This is a genomic window from Methylobacterium adhaesivum (assembly GCF_022179065.1).
GTDB classification, from domain to species: domain Bacteria; phylum Pseudomonadota; class Alphaproteobacteria; order Rhizobiales; family Beijerinckiaceae; genus Methylobacterium; species Methylobacterium adhaesivum.
This window is the reverse complement of sequence record NZ_BPQD01000007.1, coordinates 174,519-197,580: the sequence shown is the minus strand read 5'-3', so window position 1 is coordinate 197,580 and position 23,062 is coordinate 174,519. Positions and strand designations below refer to the sequence as shown.

The 23,062-nt window shown below is 69.9% G+C and carries 21 protein-coding genes; 13 read left to right on the top strand and 8 right to left on the bottom strand.

The window, feature by feature from the left end:
* Window positions 1-16 precede the first annotated feature (16 nt).
* The 3 genes from MFF01_RS08295 (at window position 17) to MFF01_RS08285 (ending at window position 4,124) form a co-directional block, all read left to right on the top strand.
* The gene (locus tag MFF01_RS08295; RefSeq protein WP_373319688.1) at window positions 17-772 is read left to right on the top strand and encodes a PRC-barrel domain-containing protein; all 756 of its coding nucleotides are present in this window, start codon (window positions 17-19) and stop codon (window positions 770-772) included.
* Window positions 769-2,106 carry an MFS transporter gene (locus tag MFF01_RS08290; protein WP_238223827.1) on the top strand — a complete coding sequence of 446 codons (1,338 nt, stop codon included), beginning with the start codon at window positions 769-771 and terminating at the stop codon, window positions 2,104-2,106. Before MFF01_RS08295 ends, MFF01_RS08290 begins: the two co-directional genes overlap by 4 nt.
* Window positions 2,107-2,360: 254 nt before the next feature.
* Window positions 2,361-4,124, top strand: coding sequence for an ABC transporter ATP-binding protein (locus MFF01_RS08285; RefSeq protein ID WP_238223826.1), 1,764 nt, complete (start codon window positions 2,361-2,363; stop codon window positions 4,122-4,124).
* Between the two features lie 70 nt (window positions 4,125-4,194).
* Here MFF01_RS08285 and MFF01_RS08280 read toward each other — a convergent pair whose 3' ends face one another.
* The 4 genes from MFF01_RS08280 to MFF01_RS08265 all read right to left on the bottom strand — a co-directional run bounded on the left by MFF01_RS08280 (window position 4,195) and on the right by MFF01_RS08265 (window position 8,325).
* Window positions 4,195-4,569, bottom strand: a complete 375-nt coding sequence (locus MFF01_RS08280; protein ID WP_238223824.1) for a response regulator — start codon at window positions 4,567-4,569, stop codon at window positions 4,195-4,197.
* A gap of 15 nt (window positions 4,570-4,584) precedes the next feature.
* Complete coding sequence (locus tag MFF01_RS08275; protein ID WP_238223822.1) at window positions 4,585-5,859, bottom strand: sensor histidine kinase; 1,275 nt, start codon at window positions 5,857-5,859, stop codon at window positions 4,585-4,587.
* 142 nt (window positions 5,860-6,001) lie between these two features.
* Entirely contained in the window at window positions 6,002-7,507 is a 1,506-nt protein-coding gene (locus MFF01_RS08270; RefSeq protein WP_238223820.1) for a M48 family metalloprotease, read from the bottom strand.
* A 17-nt stretch (window positions 7,508-7,524) separates the two neighbouring features.
* Complete coding sequence (locus tag MFF01_RS08265; RefSeq protein WP_238223816.1) at window positions 7,525-8,325, bottom strand: DNA-binding protein; 801 nt, start codon at window positions 8,323-8,325, stop codon at window positions 7,525-7,527.
* Window positions 8,326-8,962: 637 nt separating this feature from the next.
* Here MFF01_RS08265 and MFF01_RS08260 point away from each other — a divergent pair.
* The 4 genes from MFF01_RS08260 to MFF01_RS08245 all read left to right on the top strand — a co-directional run bounded on the left by MFF01_RS08260 (window position 8,963) and on the right by MFF01_RS08245 (window position 13,360).
* Window positions 8,963-9,376, top strand: coding sequence for a helix-turn-helix domain-containing protein (locus tag MFF01_RS08260; RefSeq protein ID WP_238223814.1), 414 nt, complete (start codon window positions 8,963-8,965; stop codon window positions 9,374-9,376).
* Window positions 9,377-9,520: 144 nt separating this feature from the next.
* Window positions 9,521-10,699, top strand: coding sequence for a methionine adenosyltransferase (metK, locus tag MFF01_RS08255; RefSeq protein WP_238223811.1), 1,179 nt, complete (start codon window positions 9,521-9,523; stop codon window positions 10,697-10,699).
* Window positions 10,700-10,703: 4 nt separating this feature from the next.
* Entirely contained in the window at window positions 10,704-11,447 is a 744-nt protein-coding gene (trmB, locus tag MFF01_RS08250; protein WP_238223809.1) for a tRNA (guanine(46)-N(7))-methyltransferase TrmB, read from the top strand.
* A 161-nt stretch (window positions 11,448-11,608) separates the two neighbouring features.
* Window positions 11,609-13,360, top strand: a complete 1,752-nt coding sequence (locus tag MFF01_RS08245; protein ID WP_283207166.1) for an HWE histidine kinase domain-containing protein — start codon at window positions 11,609-11,611, stop codon at window positions 13,358-13,360.
* An 80-nt stretch (window positions 13,361-13,440) separates the two neighbouring features.
* Here MFF01_RS08245 and MFF01_RS08240 read toward each other — a convergent pair whose 3' ends face one another.
* Window positions 13,441-14,364, bottom strand: coding sequence for a hypothetical protein (locus tag MFF01_RS08240; RefSeq protein WP_306421582.1), 924 nt, complete (start codon window positions 14,362-14,364; stop codon window positions 13,441-13,443).
* Between the two features lie 34 nt (window positions 14,365-14,398).
* Between MFF01_RS08240 and MFF01_RS08235 the strand changes: the two genes are divergently transcribed.
* The 3 genes from MFF01_RS08235 to murJ all read left to right on the top strand — a co-directional run bounded on the left by MFF01_RS08235 (window position 14,399) and on the right by murJ (window position 17,087).
* Entirely contained in the window at window positions 14,399-14,656 is a 258-nt protein-coding gene (locus MFF01_RS08235; protein WP_238224358.1) for a hypothetical protein, read from the top strand.
* Between the two features lie 23 nt (window positions 14,657-14,679).
* Window positions 14,680-15,279 carry a superoxide dismutase gene (locus MFF01_RS08230; protein WP_238223805.1) on the top strand — a complete coding sequence of 200 codons (600 nt, stop codon included), beginning with the start codon at window positions 14,680-14,682 and terminating at the stop codon, window positions 15,277-15,279.
* A 278-nt stretch (window positions 15,280-15,557) separates the two neighbouring features.
* Window positions 15,558-17,087 (top strand): murein biosynthesis integral membrane protein MurJ, encoded by a 1,530-nt coding sequence (murJ, locus tag MFF01_RS08225; RefSeq protein WP_238223803.1) that lies wholly within the window; start codon window positions 15,558-15,560, stop codon window positions 17,085-17,087.
* 18 nt (window positions 17,088-17,105) lie between these two features.
* Here the strand turns inward: murJ and MFF01_RS08220 are convergent, their stop codons facing one another.
* Window positions 17,106-18,794, bottom strand: coding sequence for a methyl-accepting chemotaxis protein (locus MFF01_RS08220; protein WP_238223801.1), 1,689 nt, complete (start codon window positions 18,792-18,794; stop codon window positions 17,106-17,108).
* 136 nt (window positions 18,795-18,930) lie between these two features.
* The gene (gene tlpA, locus MFF01_RS08215) at window positions 18,931-19,560 is read right to left on the bottom strand and encodes a thiol:disulfide interchange protein TlpA (protein WP_238224322.1); all 630 of its coding nucleotides are present in this window, start codon (window positions 19,558-19,560) and stop codon (window positions 18,931-18,933) included.
* Window positions 19,561-19,614: 54 nt separating this feature from the next.
* Between tlpA and argH the strand changes: the two genes are divergently transcribed.
* From argH to MFF01_RS08200, 3 genes are all read left to right on the top strand, one after another.
* Window positions 19,615-21,018, top strand: a complete 1,404-nt coding sequence (gene argH / locus MFF01_RS08210; protein WP_238223799.1) for an argininosuccinate lyase — start codon at window positions 19,615-19,617, stop codon at window positions 21,016-21,018.
* Window positions 21,019-21,147: 129 nt separating this feature from the next.
* On the top strand, window positions 21,148-21,495 hold the full coding sequence (locus MFF01_RS08205) for a hypothetical protein (protein ID WP_306421581.1): 348 nt from the start codon (window positions 21,148-21,150) through the stop codon (window positions 21,493-21,495).
* Between the two features lie 53 nt (window positions 21,496-21,548).
* Window positions 21,549-22,241: an invasion associated locus b family protein gene (locus MFF01_RS08200; protein WP_238223796.1), complete on the top strand. Its 693-nt coding sequence runs from the start codon at window positions 21,549-21,551 to the stop codon at window positions 22,239-22,241.
* A 102-nt stretch (window positions 22,242-22,343) separates the two neighbouring features.
* On the opposite strand, the gene MFF01_RS08195 is transcribed toward MFF01_RS08200, so the two are convergent.
* Complete coding sequence (locus MFF01_RS08195) at window positions 22,344-22,703, bottom strand: hypothetical protein (protein WP_373319684.1); 360 nt, start codon at window positions 22,701-22,703, stop codon at window positions 22,344-22,346.
* Window positions 22,704-23,062 lie beyond the last annotated feature (359 nt).

Genomic DNA, 23,062 nt, shown 5'->3' with positions numbered 1-23,062 from the left:
CGCTCGGGGAACGCACGTGTTCAGATTTGTCCGGATGATCGCCGCGACGACGATCGGCCTCGGAGCCGCATCCGCCCTCGCCGAGGAATCCCAGCCCAACGGCAAGCCCGCCGAAATGCCCGCCGCGTCGGCAGCGCCCACGGGTGCCGCGCCGCCGGCGACTCCGCCGGCCGGATCCGCGCCCGCCCAGACCCCAACGGCGCCGTCCGCCGCCGCCCCGGCCTCGAACGTTCCTCCCGCGCCGGTTGCGGCCCCGAGTGCCGCCCCGGCGCAGGGACCGGTTCTGCCCACCGGCACCCCGGCCACCGTCCTCGACACGGCGGATTACGAGGGCGTCCTCGGCAAGGCCGTGCGCAGCGCCAACGGCGAGGACATGGGCCGGATCATTGACATCATCCTCGACAAGGACGGGCGTCCGCGCGCGGCCATCATCGATTTCGGGGGCTTCCTCGGCGTCGGCTCGCGCAAGATCGCCGTGGACTGGCGCGCCATGCGGTTCACCAACGACGGCAAGCCGACGCGCCTCGTGCTGCAGCTGACCCGGAACCAAGTCCGGGTCTCGCCGGAGTACAAGCCGGGCGACCCCATCGTGGTCCTTGGCCCGGCGAGCCCCGCCGTGCCCGAGGGCGACCAGCAGGCCGCAGGGCCTGCTGCCGCCGCCCCGGCCCCCGCTGCCCCCGCCGCCGCACCCGCGAGCCCGGCCGTTGTTCCGCCCGCCGCGTCCCCCGAGAAACCCACCGACAAGCCGGCCGAGAGAACGCCGGACAAATGACGGTTCCCCTCCCGAAGGATCGCCGCGCCCTCAAGCCGAGGGAGGTTGCCCGGCCCGAGTTCCGGCCCCGCCCCGTGCCCCGGCGCGGGGGGGCTGTCGATGGGGGGGCGGAAGGCGTCGACATGGAGGGGCCCTCCCGCACCAGCAGCCGCGGCCTCGACGGCTTCGCGTTCTTCGTCGCCAACCTCCAGACGGGGTTCGGTCCGTTCCTCGCGGTCTACTTCACCCAGGCGAAGTGGACCCAATCGGATATCGGCTTCGCGCTCACCATCGGCAGCCTCGTCAGTCTGCTCGGTCAGGTGCCGGGCGGGGCCTTCGTCGATGCCATGCGCTCGCTGCGCTTTGCCGCCGGCCTGTCGGTGGTGGCCATCGCGCTCAGCGCCTTCGCCCTCGCCCTGTGGCCGAACTTCCTCATTGTGCTCCTCGCCATGGCCGCCCATTCGGCGGCGAGTTGCATCCTCACCCCCGCCATCGCGGCCATCAGCATCGGCCTCGTCGGCCATGGCCGGGCCGGCGAGCGCCTCGGGCGCAACGCCAGTTTCTCGGCCCTCGGCAATGCCGTTGCAGCCGCCGGCATGGGGGCCTGCGGCTACTACCTTTCCAACGACGCGGTGTTCTATCTTACCGCCTTCTTGATGATCCCGACCCTCGTGGCCCTGTCGTTCATCCGCGCCGACGAGATCGGCCCCGTGACCGTGGCGAACGCACCCACGGCCGGGGCCATTGCCCCCCGGCGGGAGGGCGCCGTGCGCGCCCTGCTCACCAACCGGGCCCTCATGTGCTTCGGCGGCTGCATGACCCTGTTCTTCCTCGCCAACGCGGCGATGCTGCCGCTCGTCGGCAGCATGCTGACCCTGCGCGCGAGCGAGACCGCGACGGCCCTCATCGCCGCCTGCATCGTCGTGCCCCAGGTGGTGCTCGCCGTCTCGGGGCCGGCCGTGGGGCGCGCCGCCGAGCGCTGGGGCCGCCGGCCCCTGCTGCTGATCGGCTTTGCCGCCCTGCCCATCCGCGGGCTCCTGTTCGCCTACACCGACAGTCCCGAACTCCTCGTGGCGATCCAGGTGTTCGACGGGATCTCGGCGGCGGTGTTCGGCGTGATGGTGCCCCTCGTGGTCTCGGATGTGACCCGCGGCACCGGGCGCTTCAATATCGCACTGGGAGCCGTCGGCACCGCCATGGGCATCGGGGCGGCCCTCTCGACCTCGCTGGCCGGCATCATGGCCGACCGCCTCGGAAGCCATTCGGCCTTCCTCGGCCTTGCCTTCGTGGGCTTCGTCGGATTCGTGATGATCGCCCTGATCATGCCGGAAACCCGTCGCGCCACCGGTTCCTGATTCTCGGGTCGGCGGCGGCATCGAATTCGCTTGCCGCTCAAGCCACGTTCAGATTTCTTCCTCATAAAGGACGAAGCTCGACGTGAGGCTGCAACGCTCGCGCGAGCTTCGCGTTGCGAACGGTGGGGACAAAAAGTGTCGTGTACCTGACCTGACGTCGTTCGGACTCCATGGTCCACTAAGGTGGCCTCGGGCAGAGGCAGGATTGCTTGAAAAACGGGCGCATGCGCTCGGAAAACGGGATTGTCACCGCGATGGAAGACCTGTGCGTCTATGCCGACAGGCCGTTCGCCTTCGTCGCGCGCTACCTGCGCCGTCGGGCCCTGCCGCATTTCGTCATCCTGTGCGCCGTTCTGGGCGCCGTCGGCTTCTCGGTGAGCACGGACTACGCCCTCAAGGGGGTCGTCGACGCCCTGAGCAAGGGGCCCGACGCCGGGCTGATCTGGGGCGCCCTCGCGCTCCTCGTCGGTTTCATCGCCGCCGACAACATGCTCTGGCGCGTGGCAAGTCTGACGGGTTCCTTCACCTTCGTGGGCGTCACCGGCGACATCCGGCGTGACCTGTTCCGCCATATGACCGGGCACTCGCCGTCGTTCTTCGCCGACCGCCAACCCGGCACCCTCGCGTCGCGCATCACCGCCACCTCGAACGCGATCTTCACCGTCGAGAACATGTTCGTGTTCAACGTGATGCCGCCTTGCGTGGCCGCGTTCCTGTCGATTCTCTACATCGGCACCGTCAGCCTCACGATGGCCCTTGTGCTCGCCGGCATCTTCGCCGCCGTCGTGGTGCTCATGTTCAAGATGGCGGCGGCCGGAAAACCACTCCATCACGACTTCGCCGCCAAGGCCGCGAGCGTCGATGGCGAGATGGTCGATCTCGTCGGCAACATGCCCCTGGTGCGCGCCTTCTCGGCGTTCAAGCGAGAGTACACCCGCTTCGACGGCACCATCGGCGTCGAGATGCGGTCCCGCCGCTCGTCGCTGCTCTATCTCGAGAAGCTGCGCATCGTGCACGCGATCCTGACCGTGCTCGCGGTCCTCGGCCTGCTCTACTGGGCGATCACCCTGTGGGAGGCAGGCGCCGCCTCGAACGGACAGGTGGTTCTCGTCTGCACCCTCGGAATCCGGATCCTGGCCGCCACCCGCGACCTCGCCGTGGCCCTGGTGGATGCGACCCAGCACACCGCCCGCCTGTCGGAGGCCCTGCACACCCTGCTGCAGCCCCACGACCTCACGGACCACCCGGAAGCCGTGCCGCTTTCCGGCACGGGCGCCGAGATCACCTTCGACCACGTCGCCTTCTCCTATCCGGACGGGCGCGCCGTATTCACGGATTTCGACCTCGCCATCCAGCCCGGCCAGCGCGTCGGCCTCGTCGGCAAGTCGGGCGGTGGAAAATCCACCCTGTTCTCCCTCATCCAGCGCTTCTACGACGCGCAGGGCGGGCGCATCCTCCTCAACGGCCAGGACATCCAGCGCGTGACGCAGGATTCCCTGCGCGAGGCCATCACGGTGGTGCCGCAGGACGTCTCGATGTTCCACCGGACCCTGCGGGAGAACATCCGCTACGGCCGGCCCGACGCGTCGGACGAGGATGTGTGGAAGGCCGCCGCCGCCGCCCATTGCACCGACTTCATCGAGGCCCTGCCCGAGGGGTTCGACACCATCGTGGGCGACCGCGGCGTGAAGCTCTCCGGCGGCCAGCGCCAGCGCATCGCCATCGCGCGCGCCATCCTCAAAGACTCGCCGATCCTGCTCCTCGACGAGGCGACGTCGGCCCTCGATGCCGAATCCGAGGAGGCGATCCGCCATGCACTGGCCAACCTCATGAGCGGCCGCACGGTCATCGCCATCGCCCACCGGCTGTCGACCCTGAAGGATTTCGACCGGATCGTGGTGCTCGAGGGCGGGCGCATCATCCAGGACGGTTCGCCGGACAACCTGACCCACCTCGACGGGTTCTATCGCGAGCTGATGAAGAAGGAATCGATGTCCCTGTCCCTGGCCGCCGCCTGACCGCTCGTCGGTGCGGACGTTCGGCCAAGAAGTCGGACTTCGACGGCCGAACCCCCGGCAGGTTCGGAGGTCACACGGGGGCGCAGCCGAGGGTCCGGATCGCCTCGATGATCGCTTGGGCCCGGTAGGGCTTGGTGAAGAACAGGCTGCCCTCCGCGAGGCGAGGCGGTGTCTGGGTGAAGCCGGTGGCGTAGATGATCGGCAGGCCCGGTCGCAGGCGGCGCGCCGCCTCGGCGAGTTGCCAGCCGTCCATGGCGCCGGGCAGGCGGATATCCGTGAACAGGATGTCGATCGGCGCGCCGCCCTCGATGAGGCCAAGGGCGATTTCGGCCGTCATCGCCTGAGCGACGGCGAAGCCCGCATCCTCGAGTTCGGAGGCGATCACTTCCAGGAGCATGAGTTCATCCTCGACGACGAGGATGCGGAGCGCGGTGAGTTCGGTCATGGGGCGGCTCTCCGGTCAGGCGAAGCTGGAGGCGGGAACGAAGGGAGGTGGCGCCGTCGCCTCCGACACCCGGCTCGCCGGGCGGACCGCGGTGTCGCGGTCACGTGGCAGGTAGACTTCCACGGTGGTGCCGTGGCCGGGGCGGCTGTCGAGCAGGATGTGTCCGCCCGACTGTTTGGCGAAGCCGAAGGCTTGGCTGAGCCCCAGGCCCGTCCCTTCGCCCACGGCCTTGGTGGTGAAGAACGGCTCGAAGGCGCGGGCGCTGACCTCCGGGCTCATGCCACAGCCCTGATCCGTCACGCTGATGAGGATGTGGTCGACGGCCGGCAGGCCGGCGCGGGCGGCCGCCTCGGCGGCGGGCACGTTGCGCGTGCGGATCGTCGCCCGTCCGCCCTCCGGCATGGCATCGCGGGCATTCACCGCGAGGTTGAGGAGGACGTTCTCGAGCTGGTTGGCGTCGACGCGCACGGGCCAGAGGTCGGGCGCCAACGTCATCTCCGGCGGCTCAACGGCGTTCAGGGCGCCACGGAGAAGCTCGGACAGGTCGGCGATGAGGCCGTTGGCGCCGAAGCGGGTTGGCTGCAGGGGCTGGCGCCGGGCGAAGGCGAGCATCTTCTGCACGAGGCTCGCGGCCCGCTCCGCGCCCGTCAGGGCGCTGCTACGGGCACGCTCGGCGCCGCTCTCGAGGGGAAATCGCGCGAGCCGATCGAGGTTGGCGATGACCACGCCGAGCAGGTTGTTGAAGTCGTGGGCGACGCCGCCCGTGAGAGCGCCGATGGCGTCCATCTTCTGAGTCTGGCGCAGCATCTCCTCCGCGTGCTCGCGGTCGGCGATGGCCGTGCGCAGGGCGTCGAGGGCGGCGTCGCGTTCACGGATGCGGTCGACGAGTTCGGCGTTGGCGCGGCGCAGGGCCTCGGGGGAGGGGAGGGCGACGGCATGCGGCAGCAGCCGCCAGAGCAGGATCGCGGTGATGAAGGACCCGATCCCCGTAAACGCCTTCAGCAGGGCTTCGGCGGCGTAGTCCGGCACCCACAGGGTCCAGATCGCCAGGAAATGCGTGGCGCCGCAGGCGAGGATGAAGAACGCGAAGGCCCAGCCCATCCACCCGAAGGCGACATCCCGGCGTTTGAGGAGGAAGACCCCCATGGCCACCGGAATGGTGAAGTAGGACACGCCGATCACGAAATCGGAGACGACGTGGGTCCAGATCAGTTCCGGCCGCCACAGGAGGCAGATGCCATGGGGCGAAAGGTTGCTTCGGTCGAGGAAGCTCCCAAGGGCATCGAACATGTCGTCGTTCCAGGTTTGCGCCGTACGAGGACGGACGCCAGACAGTCAAGCTCTCCGGTAGGATGATCGCTTTCAGCGGACGGCGAAACAGGATCGTTCGGCAAGTGTGGCGATTCTCGCTAACGTGAGCGTCAGCGCGGGATCACTCGACGACGATCTTGTAGCCCTGGCCCACACGGAGGGTGGCCCCGCGGTCGAGGCCGTTGAGCACGAGGAAGCGGTCGATGGCCCGGTCGGGCACCTGCATGCGGTGGGCGAGACCCTCCACGGTGTCCGACGCCGTGGCCTGTACCACTTGAAGCCGCAGCGGCCGCAGGGCCTGGGTCTCGGCGGCCTCCACGGCCGCCAGACTCTCCGTCCAGCGCCGGAAGGCGGCGTCCGGGTCCGTGGCTCCTTTGGCGGCCATGATCATCCGGTACGTGGTTTCGCCCACCCGGATGGCGGCGAGGCGGAAAGTCCAGTCCTTGCCCCGTGACAGGGCCGTGACGGCCGGATGCCCGCCGATGGTCCGGCTCTCCAGCGAACCGGCTTCGATGGCATCGTTCCAGGTGGCCTTCAGCACCTCGTCCAGGCCCTGTCCGGCCGGGTTCTCCACCTGGTCGAACAGGAGCCTGCGGCTCCCCTCCGGGGTGGTGCCAAGAACGGCGTTGCGCGTGTTCTCGATGGTGAATCCCGCCGGGACCTCGAAGGCGATGCCGAGGCCGGGATGAAGGAAGCGGTGACCCCGCACGGTGCCGTCGCCGGGATTGTCGCCATAGGCGATGCCGTCCACGGCCGCGAGGTAGCGCGCGCGCTCGTCGACGCCGAGGCCGGGGGCGCCGATGAGGCGCGCCGCCCGGGTGACGAGGGTGATGCGCTCCTGCGTGCCCGGATGGGTCGCGAGCATATCGGGCTCGCCGCCCTGGCCCGTGCCCGTCTTCATTCCGGTGCTGCGGCTGAGCCCGCGCAGGAACCGACCGGCCCCGAAGGCATCGTAGCCGGCCCGTGCCAGGGTCTTGACCCCGACGCCGTCCGCCTCGAGTTCCTGATCGCGCGAGAACCGCGCCAGGGCGAATTTCGACTGGTTCTGCAGCTGCGCGCCCGTGACCGGATCGTTGAGCACGTCGGCCACGACCCGGCTCACGAGCTGCGAGCGAAGCGCCAGTTCCGTGCGGGCGGTGGCATGGCGCAGGGTGACGTGGGCGATCTCATGCGAGAGAACGGCCGCGATCTCGGAGGTGTCGCTCGCCAGGGCGAGGAGGCCTCGCGTGACGTAGAGCCGTCCGTTGGGCAGGGCGAACGCGTTGATTACCGGCGAATCGAGGAGGGTGACGACGTAGGTTTCCTCCGGCCGGTCGGTGGCGCGCACGAGGCGGTCGGTGACTTCGGTGAGGAGCTTCAGGGCCGCGGGCGCGCGGTACTCGCCCCCGAACGAAGCCACGAGCTTGGCATGGTCGGCATCCGCCGTGGTGCGCTCGCGGCCGATGACGCGGGGTGCCTCCGCCGGCACCGCGACGACGGCCGGCTGAAGGGTCGCGCCGGTCTGGTCGCCGATGCAGCCCGAGAGCAGCGTGAAGAGAAGGAGAGCGGTCGCGCGTGCGCCGACGCGCACCGGGGCCGCCGCCGGTCCGCGCGCGATGCCCCAGGCCCGCGCTGTGCCCCCTGTCATGGCCCCCGTCATACCGATCAGCGCCCCTGCGCCGCGTCCAAGATTTCGATCATGTCCGCGCTCGCCACATCGAGGGTCGGACCTCGCCAGAGTTCGACGATGCCCCGGACCCTGACGAGCCGGCCACGCAGGGTGGCCGCACTCAAACCACGTTCCTGCAACTGGCGCCAAGTGCGTTTCGACACGGTTACCGTGAGCCCGTCAGCGCCGCGCCTCGCGAAATCGAGATAGGTTCGCCGCGACCGCTCGCCGACCCAGAGAATGCGCCCGCGCGCCACGATGAAGCGGCCAAGGCGTGCCCGCAGGGCCGCGCCGTCTCCAGCCTGCTGCTCCGCCTCGCGCCACAGACCTCGGCCGGCCCCGCGTGCCCCCGCTTCCACGGCGAGAAGTCCCGGCCGGCACAGGCTGTCGCGCTCGCCCGCATCCACGATGGCGAGGCCGGCTTCCACGAGGCCGCCGGCGAGATCGAGGGTGCCATCGGCCGCGAGGGCGTCGACATGGGCCCGGCCCCAGCGGTCGGTCTCGCCCCGCGCCACGAGGGTGAGGGGCACGCTCCGGTGCCTCTCCAGCCACGCGGCGGCGGCCCCGGCGAGGTCCGGTGCCTCCGGCCAGCGCAAGCCGTCGAGGACGCCACGTGCGCCCGACGCGAACGCCAGTTCGCCGCGCGGGCCGACGGCCGCGAGCGCCGTCGCCGGCAGGGACGCGCTCCGGCATTCGGGCGCCGCGGCCACGGCCGGCCTCGCCGGGCCGAAACCGGTGGCGAAGGCCGCCAGGACGGAGGCGCCGAATGCGCCGCGGACGCGCCGCCGATCCCGCATGATGCACCGATTCTCCTTGAGCCTCGGCCGGCATTGTGGAGAGAGCCGGCCGCGGAACAAGCACTGCCTTGCGCGCGCGGCACCGTTTCGGACGCCCTGCGGCAGGCTCGCCACAGAACGCGCGCCGCGCGGCCTCGGCGCGGTTGGCCTGCCCCGGCGTTGGTGCTACGAAGACGGCGGTGAGTCTCCGTAGCTCAGCTGGACAGAGCACAGGTTTCCTAGACAAAATTGGGCGTCGCGAGGGGAAACCGCGCGGCGGATCCGCTCAAATTCGGGGAAAGCCCGAGGGTCTGCCCCTGGCAGGCCCCGCCGATCCCGAGCCAAGCCCGTCACGGTCCCCTTAAGGAGCGCGGCGGGAAGGTGTAGAGACTAGACGGGCGGCACCTAACGGCTTCCTCGGGAGCCCATGGTGAAGGGATAGTCCAGGCCACGAACGCACCCGCGAGGGCGCGGCGGCGGAAGCCGAAGTGGTATGAAACCTGGGGTCGCAGGTTCGAGACCTGCCGGGGACGCCACCATCTTCTCAGCCCGTACCGCGGGTGCAGCGGAAGCGCGAGGCCTCGATCCCGTCGCGACGACGGGGTGGCCGCGCTTTTCCGAGGCTTCGGCGGAAGGCCGTGTGACGGAAACGAGCAGGATGGCAGGCCAGAAGACCGACGCGCGGGACGTGCATGTGGGTCGGCGCATCGCCGAGCAGCGCAAGAAGGCGTCCCTGACCCAGAAGCGGGTGGCCGAACGCTTCGGCATGTCCGCCGCCCAACTCCAGAAATACGAGAAGGGTACGAACCGGATCAGCGCGATCCACCTCGAGAGCTTCAGCCGGATGACGGGTGTGCCCGTCTCGTACTTCTTCGAGGAACTCGCTCACACCGACGAGGACACGGTCGCCGTCGGCTTCTCCGAGCCGCCTCAGCAGCCCTACGTGTCCGGCGACGGCTGGGACGGGCTCGTGGAAGTGGTGGCCCGTCATGTGAGCGAGCATTTCTCCGAGGAGCGGCGGCGAGAGTTTTCGGCCGCGATCCACGCCCTCGACGCTAAGCTCAAGGGCTGAGGATCGCCCGTTTCGTTCTTTTTACCGGACGCGTTCGGTTTTTCGTCTTGACCGGCCTGGGGGGCGATGCGAGAACCCCGGCCTTCCGTCAAGCCGGGGTCGACGCATCGCATGAGGCGCACCCGAGAACCGGGTTTGCTGTCCATGGCACGTTCCAACTACCTCTTCACGAGCGAGTCCGTTTCGGAAGGTCATCCGGACAAGGTCTGCGATCGGATCTCCGATACGGTGGTGGATGCCTATATCGCGGCGATGCCGGAGGCGCGCCTCGGCGTCGAGACCCTGGCGACCACGAACCGCATCGTCATCGCGGGCGAGGTCCGTGGCCCGGATTCGGTAACCTTCAAGCACCTCGAAGAGCTCACCCGCGAGGCGGTGAAGGACATCGGCTACGAGCAGTCGGGCTTCCACTGGAAGAACAACGACATCGCCATCCATCTGCACGCCCAGTCGGCCGACATCGCGCAGGGCGTCGATTCGTCCGGCAACAAGGACGAGGGCGCGGGCGACCAGGGCATCATGTTCGGTTACGCGTCCGACGAGACGCCCGAGCTCATGCCGGCGCCGATCTACTACGCCCACAAGATCCTCAAGGACCTCGCCGACGCCCGCAAGGGCCGTCAGGGCGACGCGGCCAAGCTCGGCCCCGATGCCAAGAGTCAGGTCACCGTTCGCTACGAGAACGGCCGCCCCGTCGGCGTGACCCAGATCGTGCTCTCGACCCAGCACATCGACGAGAGCCTCGATTCGGCCGACGTGCGCGCCATCGTCGAGCCCTACATTCTCAACGCCCTTCCGAAGGACTGGGTCTCCGAGGAGACCGTCTGGCACGTGAATCCCACGGGCAAGTTCGTGATCGGCGGCCCGGACGGCGACGCCGGCCTCACCGGCCGCAAGATTATCGTTGACACCTACGGCGGAGCCGCCCCCCATGGCGGCGGTGCCTTCTCGGGCAAGGATCCGACGAAGGTCGACCGTTCGGCGGCCTATGCCGCGCGTTATCTCGCCAAGAACGTCGTCGCGGCTGGCCTCGCGACCCGCGCCACCATCCAGCTCGCCTACGCCATCGGCGTCGCCAAGCCCCTGTCGATCTATGTCGATCTGCATGGCACCGGCCGGGTCGACGAGGCGAAGCTCGAGGACGTCCTGATGAACGCCTTCGACCTGTCGCCCCGCGGCATCCGGACGAAGCTCGGACTCAACAAGCCCATCTACGCTCGCACCTCCGCGTACGGGCATTTCGGGCGGGCGCCCGAGGCGGATGGCGGCTTCTCGTGGGAGCGCATCGATCTTGCCGACAGTCTCAAGTCGGCCCTGTCCTGATCCCATGACCATGGGGCGGGATGAACTCCCGCCCCTTCCGGGCGGGGACGCGGCCGAGGGCGCCGACCGGGCCTTCTTCGGCCGGCGCAAGGGCAAGCGCCTGCGCGCCGTTCAGGAGCAACGGATCGCCGAGTTGCTGCCGACCCTGCGCGTGGCCCTGCCGGCGGCGGGCACGCACCTTGATCCGCGCGCGCTGTTTCCGACGCCGGTCGACGAGGTCTGGCTCGAGATCGGCTTCGGCGGCGGCGAGCATCTGGCCGCCCAGGCGAGCGCCAATCCCCGCGTGGGCATCATCGGCGCCGAGCCCTTCGTCAACGGCGTGGCGAAGCTCCTACGGGCCGTGGACGACGGCGCGCTCCGCAACGTCCGGGTCTGGGACGAGGACGCCACGGCGCTCCTCGCTGCGATCCCCGACGGTGCTCTCTCGCGGGTCTACCTGCTCTATCCCGATCCCTGGCCCAAACGCCGTCAGCGCAAGCGACGCTTCGTCTCGCCCGAGTCCCTCGGCGAGATCGCCCGCGTCCTGAAGCCCGGCGGCGTGTTCCGCTTCGCGAGCGACATCGACGATTATGCCGGCTGGACCCTGGTGCGGGCCCGCCGCTGCCCCGGTTTCGCCTGGACTGCGGCCTCGGCCGACGATTGGCGCCTCGCCTGGTCCGACTGGCCGGGTACCCGCTACGAGGCCAAGGCCCTGGCTGCCGGCCGGGCACCGACCTACCTCGAATTCCGGCGCGTCGCCGCCGTTTAGGGCGGTGCCGTCCCCGTAAGGGGCGCCCGTGGGGGAAGAACCCCCCTTGCCTTCCGCCGCCCGAAGGCCTTGCATGCGCGTGACGCGTCGTTCCTCGGCTTTGCCGAAGCGGGCAGGGGGAGCTTTGTGCGCGATGCGGCGTCGTTGAGCGAGGTTGCGGATTGGGCGACGCGGCGGATCACAACGGCATCGAACCGGCTGCGCTGCCCGCGGAGCAGGCGACCGGGACGGCTTTCGCGGGGGCGGCGATCGGCCTCCTGACACTGGATCTGCGGGCCGGCCGCATCGACGCCGCCAACCCTCATCTCTGCGCGCTGCTCGGATATCCGCCCGGGGACCTGAGCGGACGATCCCTCGCGCATCTCGGTGAAGTTGCCGTGCCGGTGCCGGCCGGTCTGCGGCGGTGGCGCCGTGCCGATGGCCGCGCCGTCGATGTTCGCGTCCGGCCCTCGCCCCCGGCGGACGGCGTGCAGATCCTCGTTGTCGATGGAGCGGAGGCGGAGGATTTCGGGCCGGCCGTCGAGGATCGGGCGACGCTGGCCGCCGCCGGTCTCGGGGAATGGCGCTTCGACGCGGAGACCGGCCGCGTTGCGCTCTCGCGCCGCGCCGCCCAGCTCCTGGGCGACCGGCCCGGCTCCAGCCTGTCCTGGGCGAACCTGCGTGCCCGTATCGACGCGCGCGAAGTGGAGCGGGTCGAGGCCGAGGTGCGCAAGGCCCTGGCGCGGGGAGGTTCGTTTACCCTGCAATGCCGGGTGCGCCGCTCGGACGACGGCAGCGAGATCCATCTCGGTCTGCGCGGCGAGGCGCGGCGGGAGGGAGCGGACGGCCTCACGGCCATCGTCGGCGTGGTGCAGGACATCACCGCCCAGGTCGCGACCCGTGCCGCCCTGCATGCGGGGGAGCAGCGCCTGCGCATCGCCACCTCCCTTGCTGACCTCGGCATTTTCGAGTGGCACATGCTCGATGATCAGGCCGTTTGGGAAAACGAACGCATGTTCGCGATCTTCGGGCGCCGCGTCGAGGACGGGACCGTCGGCAAGCGCGAATTCCTCGAACACGTCCTTCATCCAGACGACCGCGCCGCCTTCCGCACGGCGATCTCGAATGCCCTGCGGGGTGACGCCGTGCTCAAGGCCACGGGCCGCATCCGGCGCCGAAGCGACGGGGCCTGGCGCATCATCGATCTCGCCGGCCGCTTCGAGCAGGACCCCCATCACCGGCTGCCGCGCCGGCTCATCGGGGTCGTGGCCGATGTCACCGAACGGCGGATGGCCGAGGAACGCCAGACCCTGCTCATCCGCGAGTTGCATCATCGGGTGAAGAACACCCTCGCGACGGTGCAGGCCATCGTCGGCTCCACGGCGCGCACGGCGTCCAGCATCGAGAGCTTCTACGAGGCGTTCGTGGGGCGGATCATGTCCCTGGCCCACACCCATTCGGTGCTGACCGAGGACACCTGGCAGACGGCCTCCCTACGCACCCTCCTGGCCAACGAATTACGGCCCTACGTCGACATTCCCCAGGATGGGGCTGGGGACGCCCGCCTCCGCCTCGAGGGGCCGCCCGTCGATCTCACCTCGGAAGTCGCCGTGCCCATCGGCATGGCGATCCATGAACTCACCACCAACGCGGCCAAGTACGGGGCGCTCTCGACGCCGGATGGCCGCGTCGCGGTCACATGGAGTCTCACGACGGACGGGGCGAACGGGATGCTGGACTTCGCGTGGCGGGAGAGCGGCGGGCCGGCCGTGCGCCCGCCGACACGCCAGGGTTTCGGTTCACGCCTGTTGCAGCGGGTGCTGACGGCACAGGTCCGGGCGGACGTGACGATGGATTACCACGCGGACGGCTTCTGCCTGCACATGCGGGCGCCGCTGCCGGCGCGCAGCACGGTCTTCGATTCCCTGCCCTGATCCGAACTTCGAGCATCGTCCCGAAAGCGGGAGGCCACCTTTCGGGACGATGCTTTGGCCCACGCGAAGGAAGGCCCGATTCAGGCCGCGCCCCGCGCGTCGTTCTCGCCGCCGGCCCGGACGAAGTCCTTGAGCTCGTCGAGGGAGCCGAAGGTGAAGCGCCCGCGTGGCGTCTCCGCCTCGATGGAGCCGTTCGAGAACATCACGTAGGTGTTGCCCCCGGATTTGTAGGTACCGACGACGTCGGGCGCGAGTTCGACCACGGCCGGCTCGGGCTCAGGAGCCGGCGGCGCGGCGGCCGTTGTGTCGAGGGTCGGATACAGGCGCAGCGGCTCGGCCGCCGCGTCGCCGGTGGTGTCGAACAGCGTCGGGGTCGGAGTCTCGTCCGTCGCCGCCCGCTCCGCCTCTGCGGCCTCGGGAATCTCGGGCGTCGCGACCACGTCCGGGGTGGGGGCGGTCTCGCTCGCCGGAGGCAGGAGATCGGGCAGGAGCGGCTCGACGGGCTCCGGCTCCGGCGGGGGCGCCGGCTCCGGTTCGGGCGGCAGGACGAAGGTCGGTTCCGTTCCGCGTCCCCCCGGTCCCGCACCGGCGAACGCGTCGCTCTCGGGGGTGGGGGCGAAACGCGCGGCGGCGACCCCTGCACCGAGCCCCGCCATTCCGACACTCGCCATTCCAACGCCCGGCGTCGCGCCGGAATCCCCATCGCGACCGGGCTCGCCGAAGCTCGGCCGCTGACGCGCCGGTCGGTCGCCGGACATGGCCAGGGGCGGCTCCGCGAAGGCCGGCTCCGCGAAGGACGATTCCGCCAAGGAGGGTTGCGCGAACGTGGGTTCGGGCATGGGGGGGGCGAGGGCCCGGGCCGGTGCGGCCTCCGTCGCGGGAGCCGCGAGACGCAGTTCGCTCAGCCGCTGTCCCAGGCCCCGCAGATGACTGACGACGGCCGCGAGCCCGAGGACCACGACGCCGGCCGAAGCGGTGGTGGCCCCGGCGACGGTCATGGCCATGCCGCTCTCCAGCCGAACGAAGGGGAACCCCTGGATGACCGACGCCACGCCGCCGACGATCATCAGGATGGCAAGCGCAAACAGCGCAATGTTCATGAAACTCTCGAAAAAACGCCTGCACCTGGAGTGCGGCGCGCATAGTAAGGCCCTGCGCCCCTTTTGCAAAATCGGCCCGCCGGCCACACCCCGTGGACCCCTGCGGCGTTGCCGCCGCGTCGGCATCGACTTAGGTATCGGCGCGTTGGTTGAGCGGGCGGCGGGCGCATTGTCGCGCCTGCCTTCGCATCCCTGACGTCACGACCCGGAGATTTGCCGATGACCTTCACCCTGCCCGAACTGCCCTACGCCTACGACGCGCTCGGCCCCTACATGTCGAAGGAAACCCTCGAGTTTCACCACGACAAGCATCACAAGGCCTATGTCGACACGGGCAACAAGCTCCTCGAAGGCACCGGCCTCGAAGGCAAGAGCGTCGAGGAGGTTCTGGTGGCCGCCTACGGCAACAACCAGCCGCTCTTCAACAATGCCGGGCAGCACTACAACCACATCCACTTCTGGCAGTGGATGAAGCCCAACGGCGGCGGTGCCGTGCCCGGGGCGCTGGCCAAGAAGATCGACGAGGATCTCGGCGGCTTCGAGAAGTTCAAGGCCGACTTCATCCAGGCCGGCATCGGCCAGTTCGGCTCCGGCTGGGCCTGGCTCGCCGTCAAGGACGGCAAGCTCGAGATCCAGAAGACTCCCAACGGCGAGAACCCCCTCGTCCACGGCGCCAAGCCGATTCTCGGCGTCGACGTGTGGGAGCACTCCTACTACATCGACTACCGCAACCGTCGGCCCGACTACCTCAAGGCGTTCATCGAGAACCTCGTGAACTGGGAGCACGTCGAGCAGATGTACGCCGAGGCCACCAAGTAAGCCTTTTTTAGAAGCGAATGCCGCGCCGCGGGTCGCCAGGCCCGCGGCGTTGCCGTGTCAACGTTCAGGGGCGGCCATCTGCCCGACAGAAGGTCCTCGCGACTGCTTTCGCGAGCCTCGACCGGCAAGCGTTGATCGCAACGGGTCCCCTCTCCGTCCAGGAAAGGGACCCGTGCTGACGCTCCGTTTCCGCCCGAACATCGAAATGTTCTGTCTTGCCTGCTCCGCAGGCGCCCGACCCGTAGGGGGAGGGTCGTGACGTCCGTCGAGCGAGTCCCATGATCCGCAGCATCCTCTCCGTCGGCGGCTGGACGCTGGTGTCGCGGGTCACGGGCTTTGCCCGTGATGTGGTGATGGCCGCGATCCTCGGGGCCGGTCCGGTGGCCGACGCCTTCGTGGTGGCGTTCCGCCTGCCCAACCACTTCCGGGCGATCTTCGGCGAGGGCGCGTTCAACACCGCCTTCGTGCCGAGCTATGCCGGCCTGTCCGAGGCCGCCGAGGCGGGGGCGGCCCGGCGTTTCGCCGACCGCATCTTCACCCTGATGCTCCTCGTGCAGATCGTCTTCCTGGCGCTGGCCATGCCGACGATGCCGTGGGTGGTGCGGGCCCTGGCACCGGGCTTCTCCGAGGACCCGGAGCGTTTCGCGCTGGCCGTCTCGCTGACCCGGATCACTTTCCCCTACCTCCTGTTCATGACCCTGGTGACCCTGTTCTCGGGGTTGCTCAACGCGCATCGGCGCTTCGCCGTGGCGGCGGGTGCACCGGTCCTCCTCAACCTGTCGATGCTGGCCGCCCTCGCCCTGGCGGCCCTCTTCCCCAATGCCGCTTACGCCGCCGCCTGGGGCGTGTCGGTGTCCGGCGTGCTGCAATTCGCCCTGGTGTGGTGGGCGTGCCGGCGCGCCGGGATCGCCCCGACGCTCACGGCCCCCAGCCTGCGCGACCCGGCCATGCGGCGCTTCTTCAAGGTGCTCGGGCCGGCGGTGATCGGCTCGGCCGGCTTCCAGATCGCGTCCTTCGCCGACACCATCATCGCGAGCTTCCTGCCCACGGGGGCGGTTTCCGCCCTGTACTATGCCGACCGGCTCTACCAGCTTCCGTTCGGCGTCATCGCCATCGCGGCCGGCACGGTTCTGCTGCCCGAGATGAGCCGGCGGATCGCGGCGGGGGATACCGCCGGGGCGCACGCGGCGCAGAACCGGGCGGCGGGGTTCTCTCTCGCTCTGTCGGCGCCCTTCACCGTCGCGTTCCTGACCCTGCCGGGCCTGATCATGGCGGCCCTGTTCCAGCGTGGGGCCTTCGGGGCGGAGGACGCGGCCCGCGCCGCCTCGGTGCTCGCCGCCTACGGCCTCGCACTCCCCGCCGTGGTGCTCCTGCGCAGCGCCTTGCCGAGCTTCTATGCGCGTCAGGCCACGATGACGCCGCTCATCGCCTCGCTGACCGCCATCGCGATCAACGTGGCCTTGAAGGTCGTGCTCACCGGCCCCTACGGCGTCACCGGCCTCGCCCTGGCGACGGCCATTGGCCAGTGGGTCAACCTCGGCCTTCTGGTGGCCCTGGCCTGGCGACGCGGCTGGATGGCACCCGGCCGGGGGTTCGGCATCACCCTCGTGGGCGTCGTCCTCGCCTGCGCAGCCCTCGGGCTCGTTGCCCGCTTCGGATTACCCGTGATCGAAGGGGTGATTCCGGCCATGCCGCATCTGCGCGAGGTGGCGGTCCTTGGCGTCCTCGGCACGGTGGGTGCCCTCGTCTACGCCGTGTTGCTGCTCGCCACCCTGAAGGCGTTCGGCCTACGCCTGCGCCGGGCCTGATCCCGACGCCGCGACGGTTCAGGCAGCCCGCACCGTCGCGAGGAAGTGCGAGACCTCGCCCCGCAGATCCTCGGATTGCCGGGACAGTTCGGAGGCGGCTGACAGCACCTGCGCCGCCGCCGCGCCGGTCTCTTCGGCCGTCGCCGCGACGCCGCCCATGATGCGGGTGACCGCATCGGTGCCGGAGGCCGCCTCCGTGACGTTGCGCACGATCTCCTGGGTTGCCGCCCCCTGTTCCTCGACGGCGGCCGCGATGGAACTCGCCACGGCGCTGATCTCGCGGATGCGGGTGGTGATCCCACCGATGGCGGTCACCGCCTGTCCGGTCGAGACCTGTATGCGGCCGATCTGGGAGGTGATCTCGTCCGTGGCCCGCGCCGTCTGGTTGGCGAGTTCCTTCACCTCCGCCGCGACCACGGCAAAGCCCCGGCCCGCTTCCCCGGCCCGGGCTGCCTCGATGGTGGCGTTGAGGGCAAGCAGGTTGGTCTGGCCCGCGATGGTCGCGATCATCGCCACCACGTCTCCGATCCGGGCGGCCGTCTCGTTGAGGTCCCGCACCAGGGCGACGGTCTCGCCGGCCTCGCTCACGGCGAGGCGCGACAGGTTCGCCGAACCCTGAACCTGCCGGCCGATCTCGGTGACGGAGGATCCGAGTTCTTCGGCCGCCGCCGCCACGGTGGTGACGTTGGTGGCCGCCTCGCCGGCCGAGGCTGCCGCCTGCGTCGAGCGCTCCGCCCCCTTGGAGGCGGTGCCCGACAGGCTTCCAGCCGTCGCCTGGAGCTCGGTGGCTGCGGAGCTCACCTGCGCGACGATGCCGCCGACCGCCGCTTCGAACCGATCGGCGAGCCCGAGCGTCGCCATCCGGCGCTGCGCGTCGGCATCCAAGCGTGCCAGACGCGTCTCCTCCTCCAGGGCGCGGCTCTGCACGATGTTGTCCTTGAACACCCGGACGGCGCCCGCCATGGCCCCGATCTCGTCGCCCTGGCCGACGTAGGGCACCTCGGCCGACACGTCGCCTTCAGCGAGGCGGCCCATGGTCTGCGTCATCCGCCGCAGGGGAACGCTGACGCCGAGGACGAGGAGGGCCGCCGCGAAGGCGGCGCAGAGGAGTGCCACGGCGATGAGGATCGCGGTGACGAGGCGCGCGGTGTCGTAGGTCTCCTGGGCGTGGACGCCGCTGGCGCGGGCCATGCGGTCCTCGCGGTCGATGAGCTTCTGGAGCTCCGTCAGTACGGCGTTGACCCCCGTCGACAGGGTCGTGTTGAACGTGCGCTGCGCCTTGGCACTGTCCCCCGCCCGCACGTCGGCGGCGGCGGCCTCGCGCAGGCCGTTATAGGCGTTCCAGGCCTTCTCGAAATCGGCGTAGATCGTGCGGGCCTCCGGCGCGGCCGGCCGTGCCACGTAGGCGGCCTGGACGGCGCTCATCTCGGCGTCGCGCCGGGCGAGGGTCGCCATGACCTCGGTCCGCAGGGCCTCCGTGTCGGCGCTGATCAGCCGAGCCCCATTGGTCCGTGTGCGCAGGATCAGGACCTGCATCTTCGCAAGCAGTTGGACATTCGGCAGGTGATCGTCGCGCATTTCCCGGGCGACGGTGTTCACGGCGTTCAGCTGGAAGAGGGACAGGCCCCCTAAGGCGAGGACGAGGAGACAGAGCACGCCGAAGCTCAAGCCGAGTTTGGCTCGGAGTGAGAGATTTTTCAGGAACATCGCTTGCCTTGACCACCGCAGTCCGGATTTGCACCGACCACGTCAGCGTTTGCCCTAAGGCTCCGTTAACACTGTCGCGGCTCGCTTCTTCGCGGGAGAGCCGGATCATCGGCCACGGACCTCGGGAGGTTCGCCCTCAGTTCCGGCCGAGGGCGGCGGCGATGAGATGCTTGGCGTCCGGGCCGCTCCAGTCGGCCGGCCCCTTCATCACGCCGAGGGTGCAGCCCTTGGCATCGACCAGCATCGTCGTCGGCAACCCCTGGGAGCCGGTGTCCTTCTGGATCGCCGGCAGCACCCGTCCGCCCGGATCGGCGTAATAGGCGAGGTGCGCGATGCCGTTGTCCCGGAGCCATTGCGGCGGCTTGTCGAGGGCGCGGGTCTCGACGTTGATGGTCACCACGGCGAAATCCGGACCGCCGAACTCCGCCTCGAGTCGGTCGAGGGCCGGCATCTCGGCCTTGCAGGGCGCGCACCACGTCGCCCACAGGTTCACGAGCCGCAGACGCCCGTCGAGGGACGCCAGGGTCGTGTCGGCGCCGTCCGGACCCTTGAAGGCGAGGGCCGGGGCCGGACGGGGCGTCTCAAGGACCTGCAGGGCCGCGACGGCACCGCGCGCCTTTGGGGCGATGCGGGCGACGGCCTCGGACGCCGCCGCGCAGGGGGCGGAGTTGCCGCCGGTCTGGCCCGTCCCGTATACGGCAAGCCCCGCCCCGACGGCGGCGACGAGAACGGCCCCGGCCGCGAGGCCCGCCGCGCGAACGGGCATCATCGTTGCGTCGCCGGCAGGGTGGACGGGGCGGCTGGAAGGATCATTGCAGACATGAGCAACCGGATGTGGGGCGGGCGCTTCGCGAGCGGCCCCGCCGAGATCATGGAGGAGATCAACGCCTCCATCGGGTTCGACAAGCGCCTCGCGCCCCAGGACATCCGCGGCTCCCTGGCGCACGTGGCGATGCTGGGCGAGGCCGGCATCCTGCCGAAGGCCGATGTGGCGGCGATTCAAGACGGTCTCAAGGCCGTGGCGACGGAAATCGAGAGCGGCGGCTTCGTGTTCAAGCGCGAACTCGAGGACATCCACATGTCCGTCGAGAGCCGGCTCACCGAGATCGTCGGCCCGGCCGCCGGGCGCCTGCACACGGCCCGCTCGCGCAACGATCAGGTCGCCACCGACATGAAGCTGTGGGTGCGCGACACCCTGGACAACCTCGACGAGCAGGCGGCCGGCCTGCAGCGGGCGCTCGCCGAAAAGGCGCTGGCCCACGCCGGCACGGTGATGCCGGGCTTCACCCACCTGCAATCGGCCCAGCCCGTCACCTTCGGGCACCATTGCCTCGCCTATGTGGAGATGCTGGCCCGCGACCGGGGCCGTTTTCGCGATGCCCGTGCCCGTTTGAACGAATGCCCCCTGGGGGCGGCGGCGCTCGCCGGCACCTCGTTTCCCATCGACCGGCACGCCACGGCGGCGGCCCTCGGCTTCGACCGTCCGACGGCCAATTCCCTCGATTCCGTGGCCGACCGCGACTTCGCCCTCGAATCGCTGTCCGCCGCTTCCATCTGCGCCGTCCACCTCTCGCGCTTTGCCGAGGAACTCGTGGTGTGGACCTCGGCGCAGTTCGATTTCGTGCGCCTGTCGGACGGCTACACCACCGGCTCGTCGATCATGCCGCAGAAGCGTAACCCGGACGCCGCCGAACTCGTGCGCGCGAAATCCGGTCGGGTCATCGGCGCGCTGACGGGTCTCCTCATCGTGATGAAGGGCCTGCCGCTCGCCTATTCGAAGGACATGCAGGAGGACAAGGAGGGCACCTTCGACGCCCTTCAGGCCCTGTCGCTCTGCTTGGCCGCCATGACCGGTATGGTGCGCGACCTCGAACCCAATGCCCCCGTTCTGGCGCGGGCCGCCGGCTCCGGCTACGCCACGGCGACTGATCTCGCCGACTGGCTCGTGCGCGAACTCGGCCTGCCGTTCCGCGAAGCCCACCACGTCACCGGCCGCCTCGTGGGCACGGCGTCCGCCCGGAGCGTCGGCCTCGAGGAACTCACCCTCGACGAGATGCGGGCGGCCGAGCCCCGGATCACCGACGCCGTCTATGCCGTGCTCGGCGTGGAGAACTCCGTCTCGAGCCGCACCAGCTACGGCGGCACCGCGCCCGACAACGTGCGCGCACAGGCCACGCGCTGGCTCGACCACCTCGGCGCGGCCGCGGACGGCGCGAACGCATGAGAAAAAGCGGGGCCGTGACGCGTGGCGTTCACGGTCCAGCTATGTGATCCTGCCTAGATGCCTCTCGCGCCGGCCCCGTGCCGTCGCGAGAGGCCCCCAAACCTGCCCGAGCCCGTTCGGAGATCGCGCATGCCCGTCGAGAGTTTGCCCGTCGAGAGTTGGATGATGCCGGACGATGTCCCCGGCTTCGCCGCGCAGGCCACGGACCGCATCGACGCCGTCCTCGCACGCCTGGGCGAGGAGGAGCGTGGGGCGTTCTGGGCCTCCGTGCGAAAGTGCTACAACACGCCCTACAATGATCCGAAGCCCCGGGCCCTGCCGACGCTCCGGACCCTGGCCCCGGAGCCTCAGGCTGCGACGCCGCTCCAGGCCACCGCCGGATCCGCCGGCCGTGAGGAGCCGTCGATCTCGGTCCGCGACGTGCCGATGGCGGCGATTCCCGTCGCGGGCTTCGCCGTCGAGGCCCACGCGTCGTAAGCGCGCTTCACACAGCCCCCAGGCCGATACGGTCCCGCCCACAAGGTTTCTTCATGCTCCTCGACGTCCGGCGCTGCCTCCTCCTCGGGCTCTCGACGGCTCTCCTGTGCGGACCGGCGGCCCTCACCGGGAGCCGATCGCCCCTTGGAGCCGGGCTGGTCCAGGCCCAGGAGGCGGCACCCGCCGCGGCGGAGGAATCCGGCAGCAAGCGCCGTCGGACCCGCTCGGGCAAGAGCGGAAAGGCCGTGACGGCGCCGGGCATGCAGCAGGCGACGCCCGTGGCGATCTTCGGCGACTGGAACGTGTTCGCCAACGGCCATGGCAAGACCCGCGTGTGCTACGCCATCGCGCAGCCGACCACGCGCTCCCCCAAGACCCTCGCGCGCGACACGGCCTACCTGTTCGTCACCGTGCGCAAGGGTGAGAACATCGCCAACGAAGTCGCGGTGATGCTCGGGTTTCCGGCCAAGCCCGCGACGAGTCAGGCGGGCGCCGCCGCCAAGCCCAATGCCGCCGCCACGGACCCGGCCATCCACCTCGGCGCCACGCGCTACGGCCTCGTGATCAAGGACAGCAATGCCTGGCTCCAGAACCAAGCCGAGGAGACCCGCGTCGTCACCGAAATGACGCGCACGGCGAAACTTCAGGTCAAGACCACGTCCATGCGCGGCAATCCGACCAGCGACGAGTACGCCCTGGCCGGCTTCGGCGAGGCAATGAAGCGCGCCCGCGAGGAGTGCAAGTAGCGGGCTCCGGCCCGACGGAAGCTTCGTGACCGACCCCGGACGCGCGAACGCCGCGCTCCCGGAGGGGCGCGGCGCTGGCCGTGATTCGAAACTGTGCTTCGCTCAAACGGCGATCAGGCGCCGGCCTTCGGCCGGCCGCCCCCGGCCGCCCGACCGGGCGCGGAACCGCTCGCGCGCCGCCCGCGCCGCCTGCTCGACGCTGCCGAACACGGTTCCGTCGAGGAGGTCGAAGTCGCTCTGCGAGGAGAAGAAGCGCACGCCGCCCTTTTCCGGCACGGCGATCCCGGCGGTGACCTCCCCGATTTCGATGATGCGGGTCGGAGCCGGCTCGGCCCCGCGTCGGGTCGGGCGGTCGACGTGGAGTTCGTTACGAGCGCGGACGGCCTGCAGGTCGACCAGGGGCGGGGCGAGGGAGCGCTGGTTCAGGGCTCGGGCGGCGGTCTCGGCGTGATGATAGGACATGGAATCGAAATCTCCTGATGACGGCCATGCGGCCGGATCCGGCGTTTGGCCGGGCTGGGATGTGCTGGGCGGTCCACGGTGGGGATCAGCGTCGACAGCAATCGCAGGGCATCAGGATCGGTTGGGTCTTGGGAATGGTCAGCACAGCAAGTCATCCTCATCGAATAAGGACCACGAGGCGCGGGCGCATCGCAGTGCTTTAGCGTTTGATGACGCGGCGCAAGCTACGCACTTCAAATCACCGCGGCTCGGCGGTGGTCGAGACCGCCGCCGAACACCCTCAAGATGCTGTGCGGCGGCGCATTCGTCAACGGATCGATCTTTCGAATGCATGGCGCGGCGTGGCAGGAAGCGCCCCG

Coding starts and splice junctions, on each gene's coding strand:
- MFF01_RS08290 (WP_238223827.1), top strand. CDS start 769: ATGACGGTTCCCCTCCCGAAGGATCGCCGCGCCCTCAAGCCGAGGGAG.
- MFF01_RS08285 (WP_238223826.1), top strand. CDS start 2,361: ATGGAAGACCTGTGCGTCTATGCCGACAGGCCGTTCGCCTTCGTCGCG.
- MFF01_RS08280 (WP_238223824.1), bottom strand. CDS start 4,569: ATGACCGAACTCACCGCGCTCCGCATCCTCGTCGTCGAGGATGAACTC.
- MFF01_RS08275 (WP_238223822.1), bottom strand. CDS start 5,859: ATGTTCGATGCCCTTGGGAGCTTCCTCGACCGAAGCAACCTTTCGCCC.
- MFF01_RS08270 (WP_238223820.1), bottom strand. CDS start 7,507: ATGACAGGGGGCACAGCGCGGGCCTGGGGCATCGCGCGCGGACCGGCG.
- MFF01_RS08265 (WP_238223816.1), bottom strand. CDS start 8,325: ATGCGGGATCGGCGGCGCGTCCGCGGCGCATTCGGCGCCTCCGTCCTG.
- MFF01_RS08260 (WP_238223814.1), top strand. CDS start 8,963: ATGGCAGGCCAGAAGACCGACGCGCGGGACGTGCATGTGGGTCGGCGC.
- metK (WP_238223811.1), top strand. CDS start 9,521: ATGGCACGTTCCAACTACCTCTTCACGAGCGAGTCCGTTTCGGAAGGT.
- trmB (WP_238223809.1), top strand. CDS start 10,704: ATGACCATGGGGCGGGATGAACTCCCGCCCCTTCCGGGCGGGGACGCG.
- MFF01_RS08240 (WP_306421582.1), bottom strand. CDS start 14,364: ATGGCCATGACCGTCGCCGGGGCCACCACCGCTTCGGCCGGCGTCGTG.
- MFF01_RS08235 (WP_238224358.1), top strand. CDS start 14,399: ATGACCGACGCCACGCCGCCGACGATCATCAGGATGGCAAGCGCAAAC.
- MFF01_RS08230 (WP_238223805.1), top strand. CDS start 14,680: ATGACCTTCACCCTGCCCGAACTGCCCTACGCCTACGACGCGCTCGGC.
- murJ (WP_238223803.1), top strand. CDS start 15,558: ATGATCCGCAGCATCCTCTCCGTCGGCGGCTGGACGCTGGTGTCGCGG.
- MFF01_RS08220 (WP_238223801.1), bottom strand. CDS start 18,794: ATGTTCCTGAAAAATCTCTCACTCCGAGCCAAACTCGGCTTGAGCTTC.
- tlpA (WP_238224322.1), bottom strand. CDS start 19,560: ATGCCCGTTCGCGCGGCGGGCCTCGCGGCCGGGGCCGTTCTCGTCGCC.
- argH (WP_238223799.1), top strand. CDS start 19,615: ATGAGCAACCGGATGTGGGGCGGGCGCTTCGCGAGCGGCCCCGCCGAG.
- MFF01_RS08205 (WP_306421581.1), top strand. CDS start 21,148: ATGCCCGTCGAGAGTTTGCCCGTCGAGAGTTGGATGATGCCGGACGAT.
- MFF01_RS08200 (WP_238223796.1), top strand. CDS start 21,549: ATGCTCCTCGACGTCCGGCGCTGCCTCCTCCTCGGGCTCTCGACGGCT.
- MFF01_RS08195 (WP_373319684.1), bottom strand. CDS start 22,703: ATGTCCTATCATCACGCCGAGACCGCCGCCCGAGCCCTGAACCAGCGC.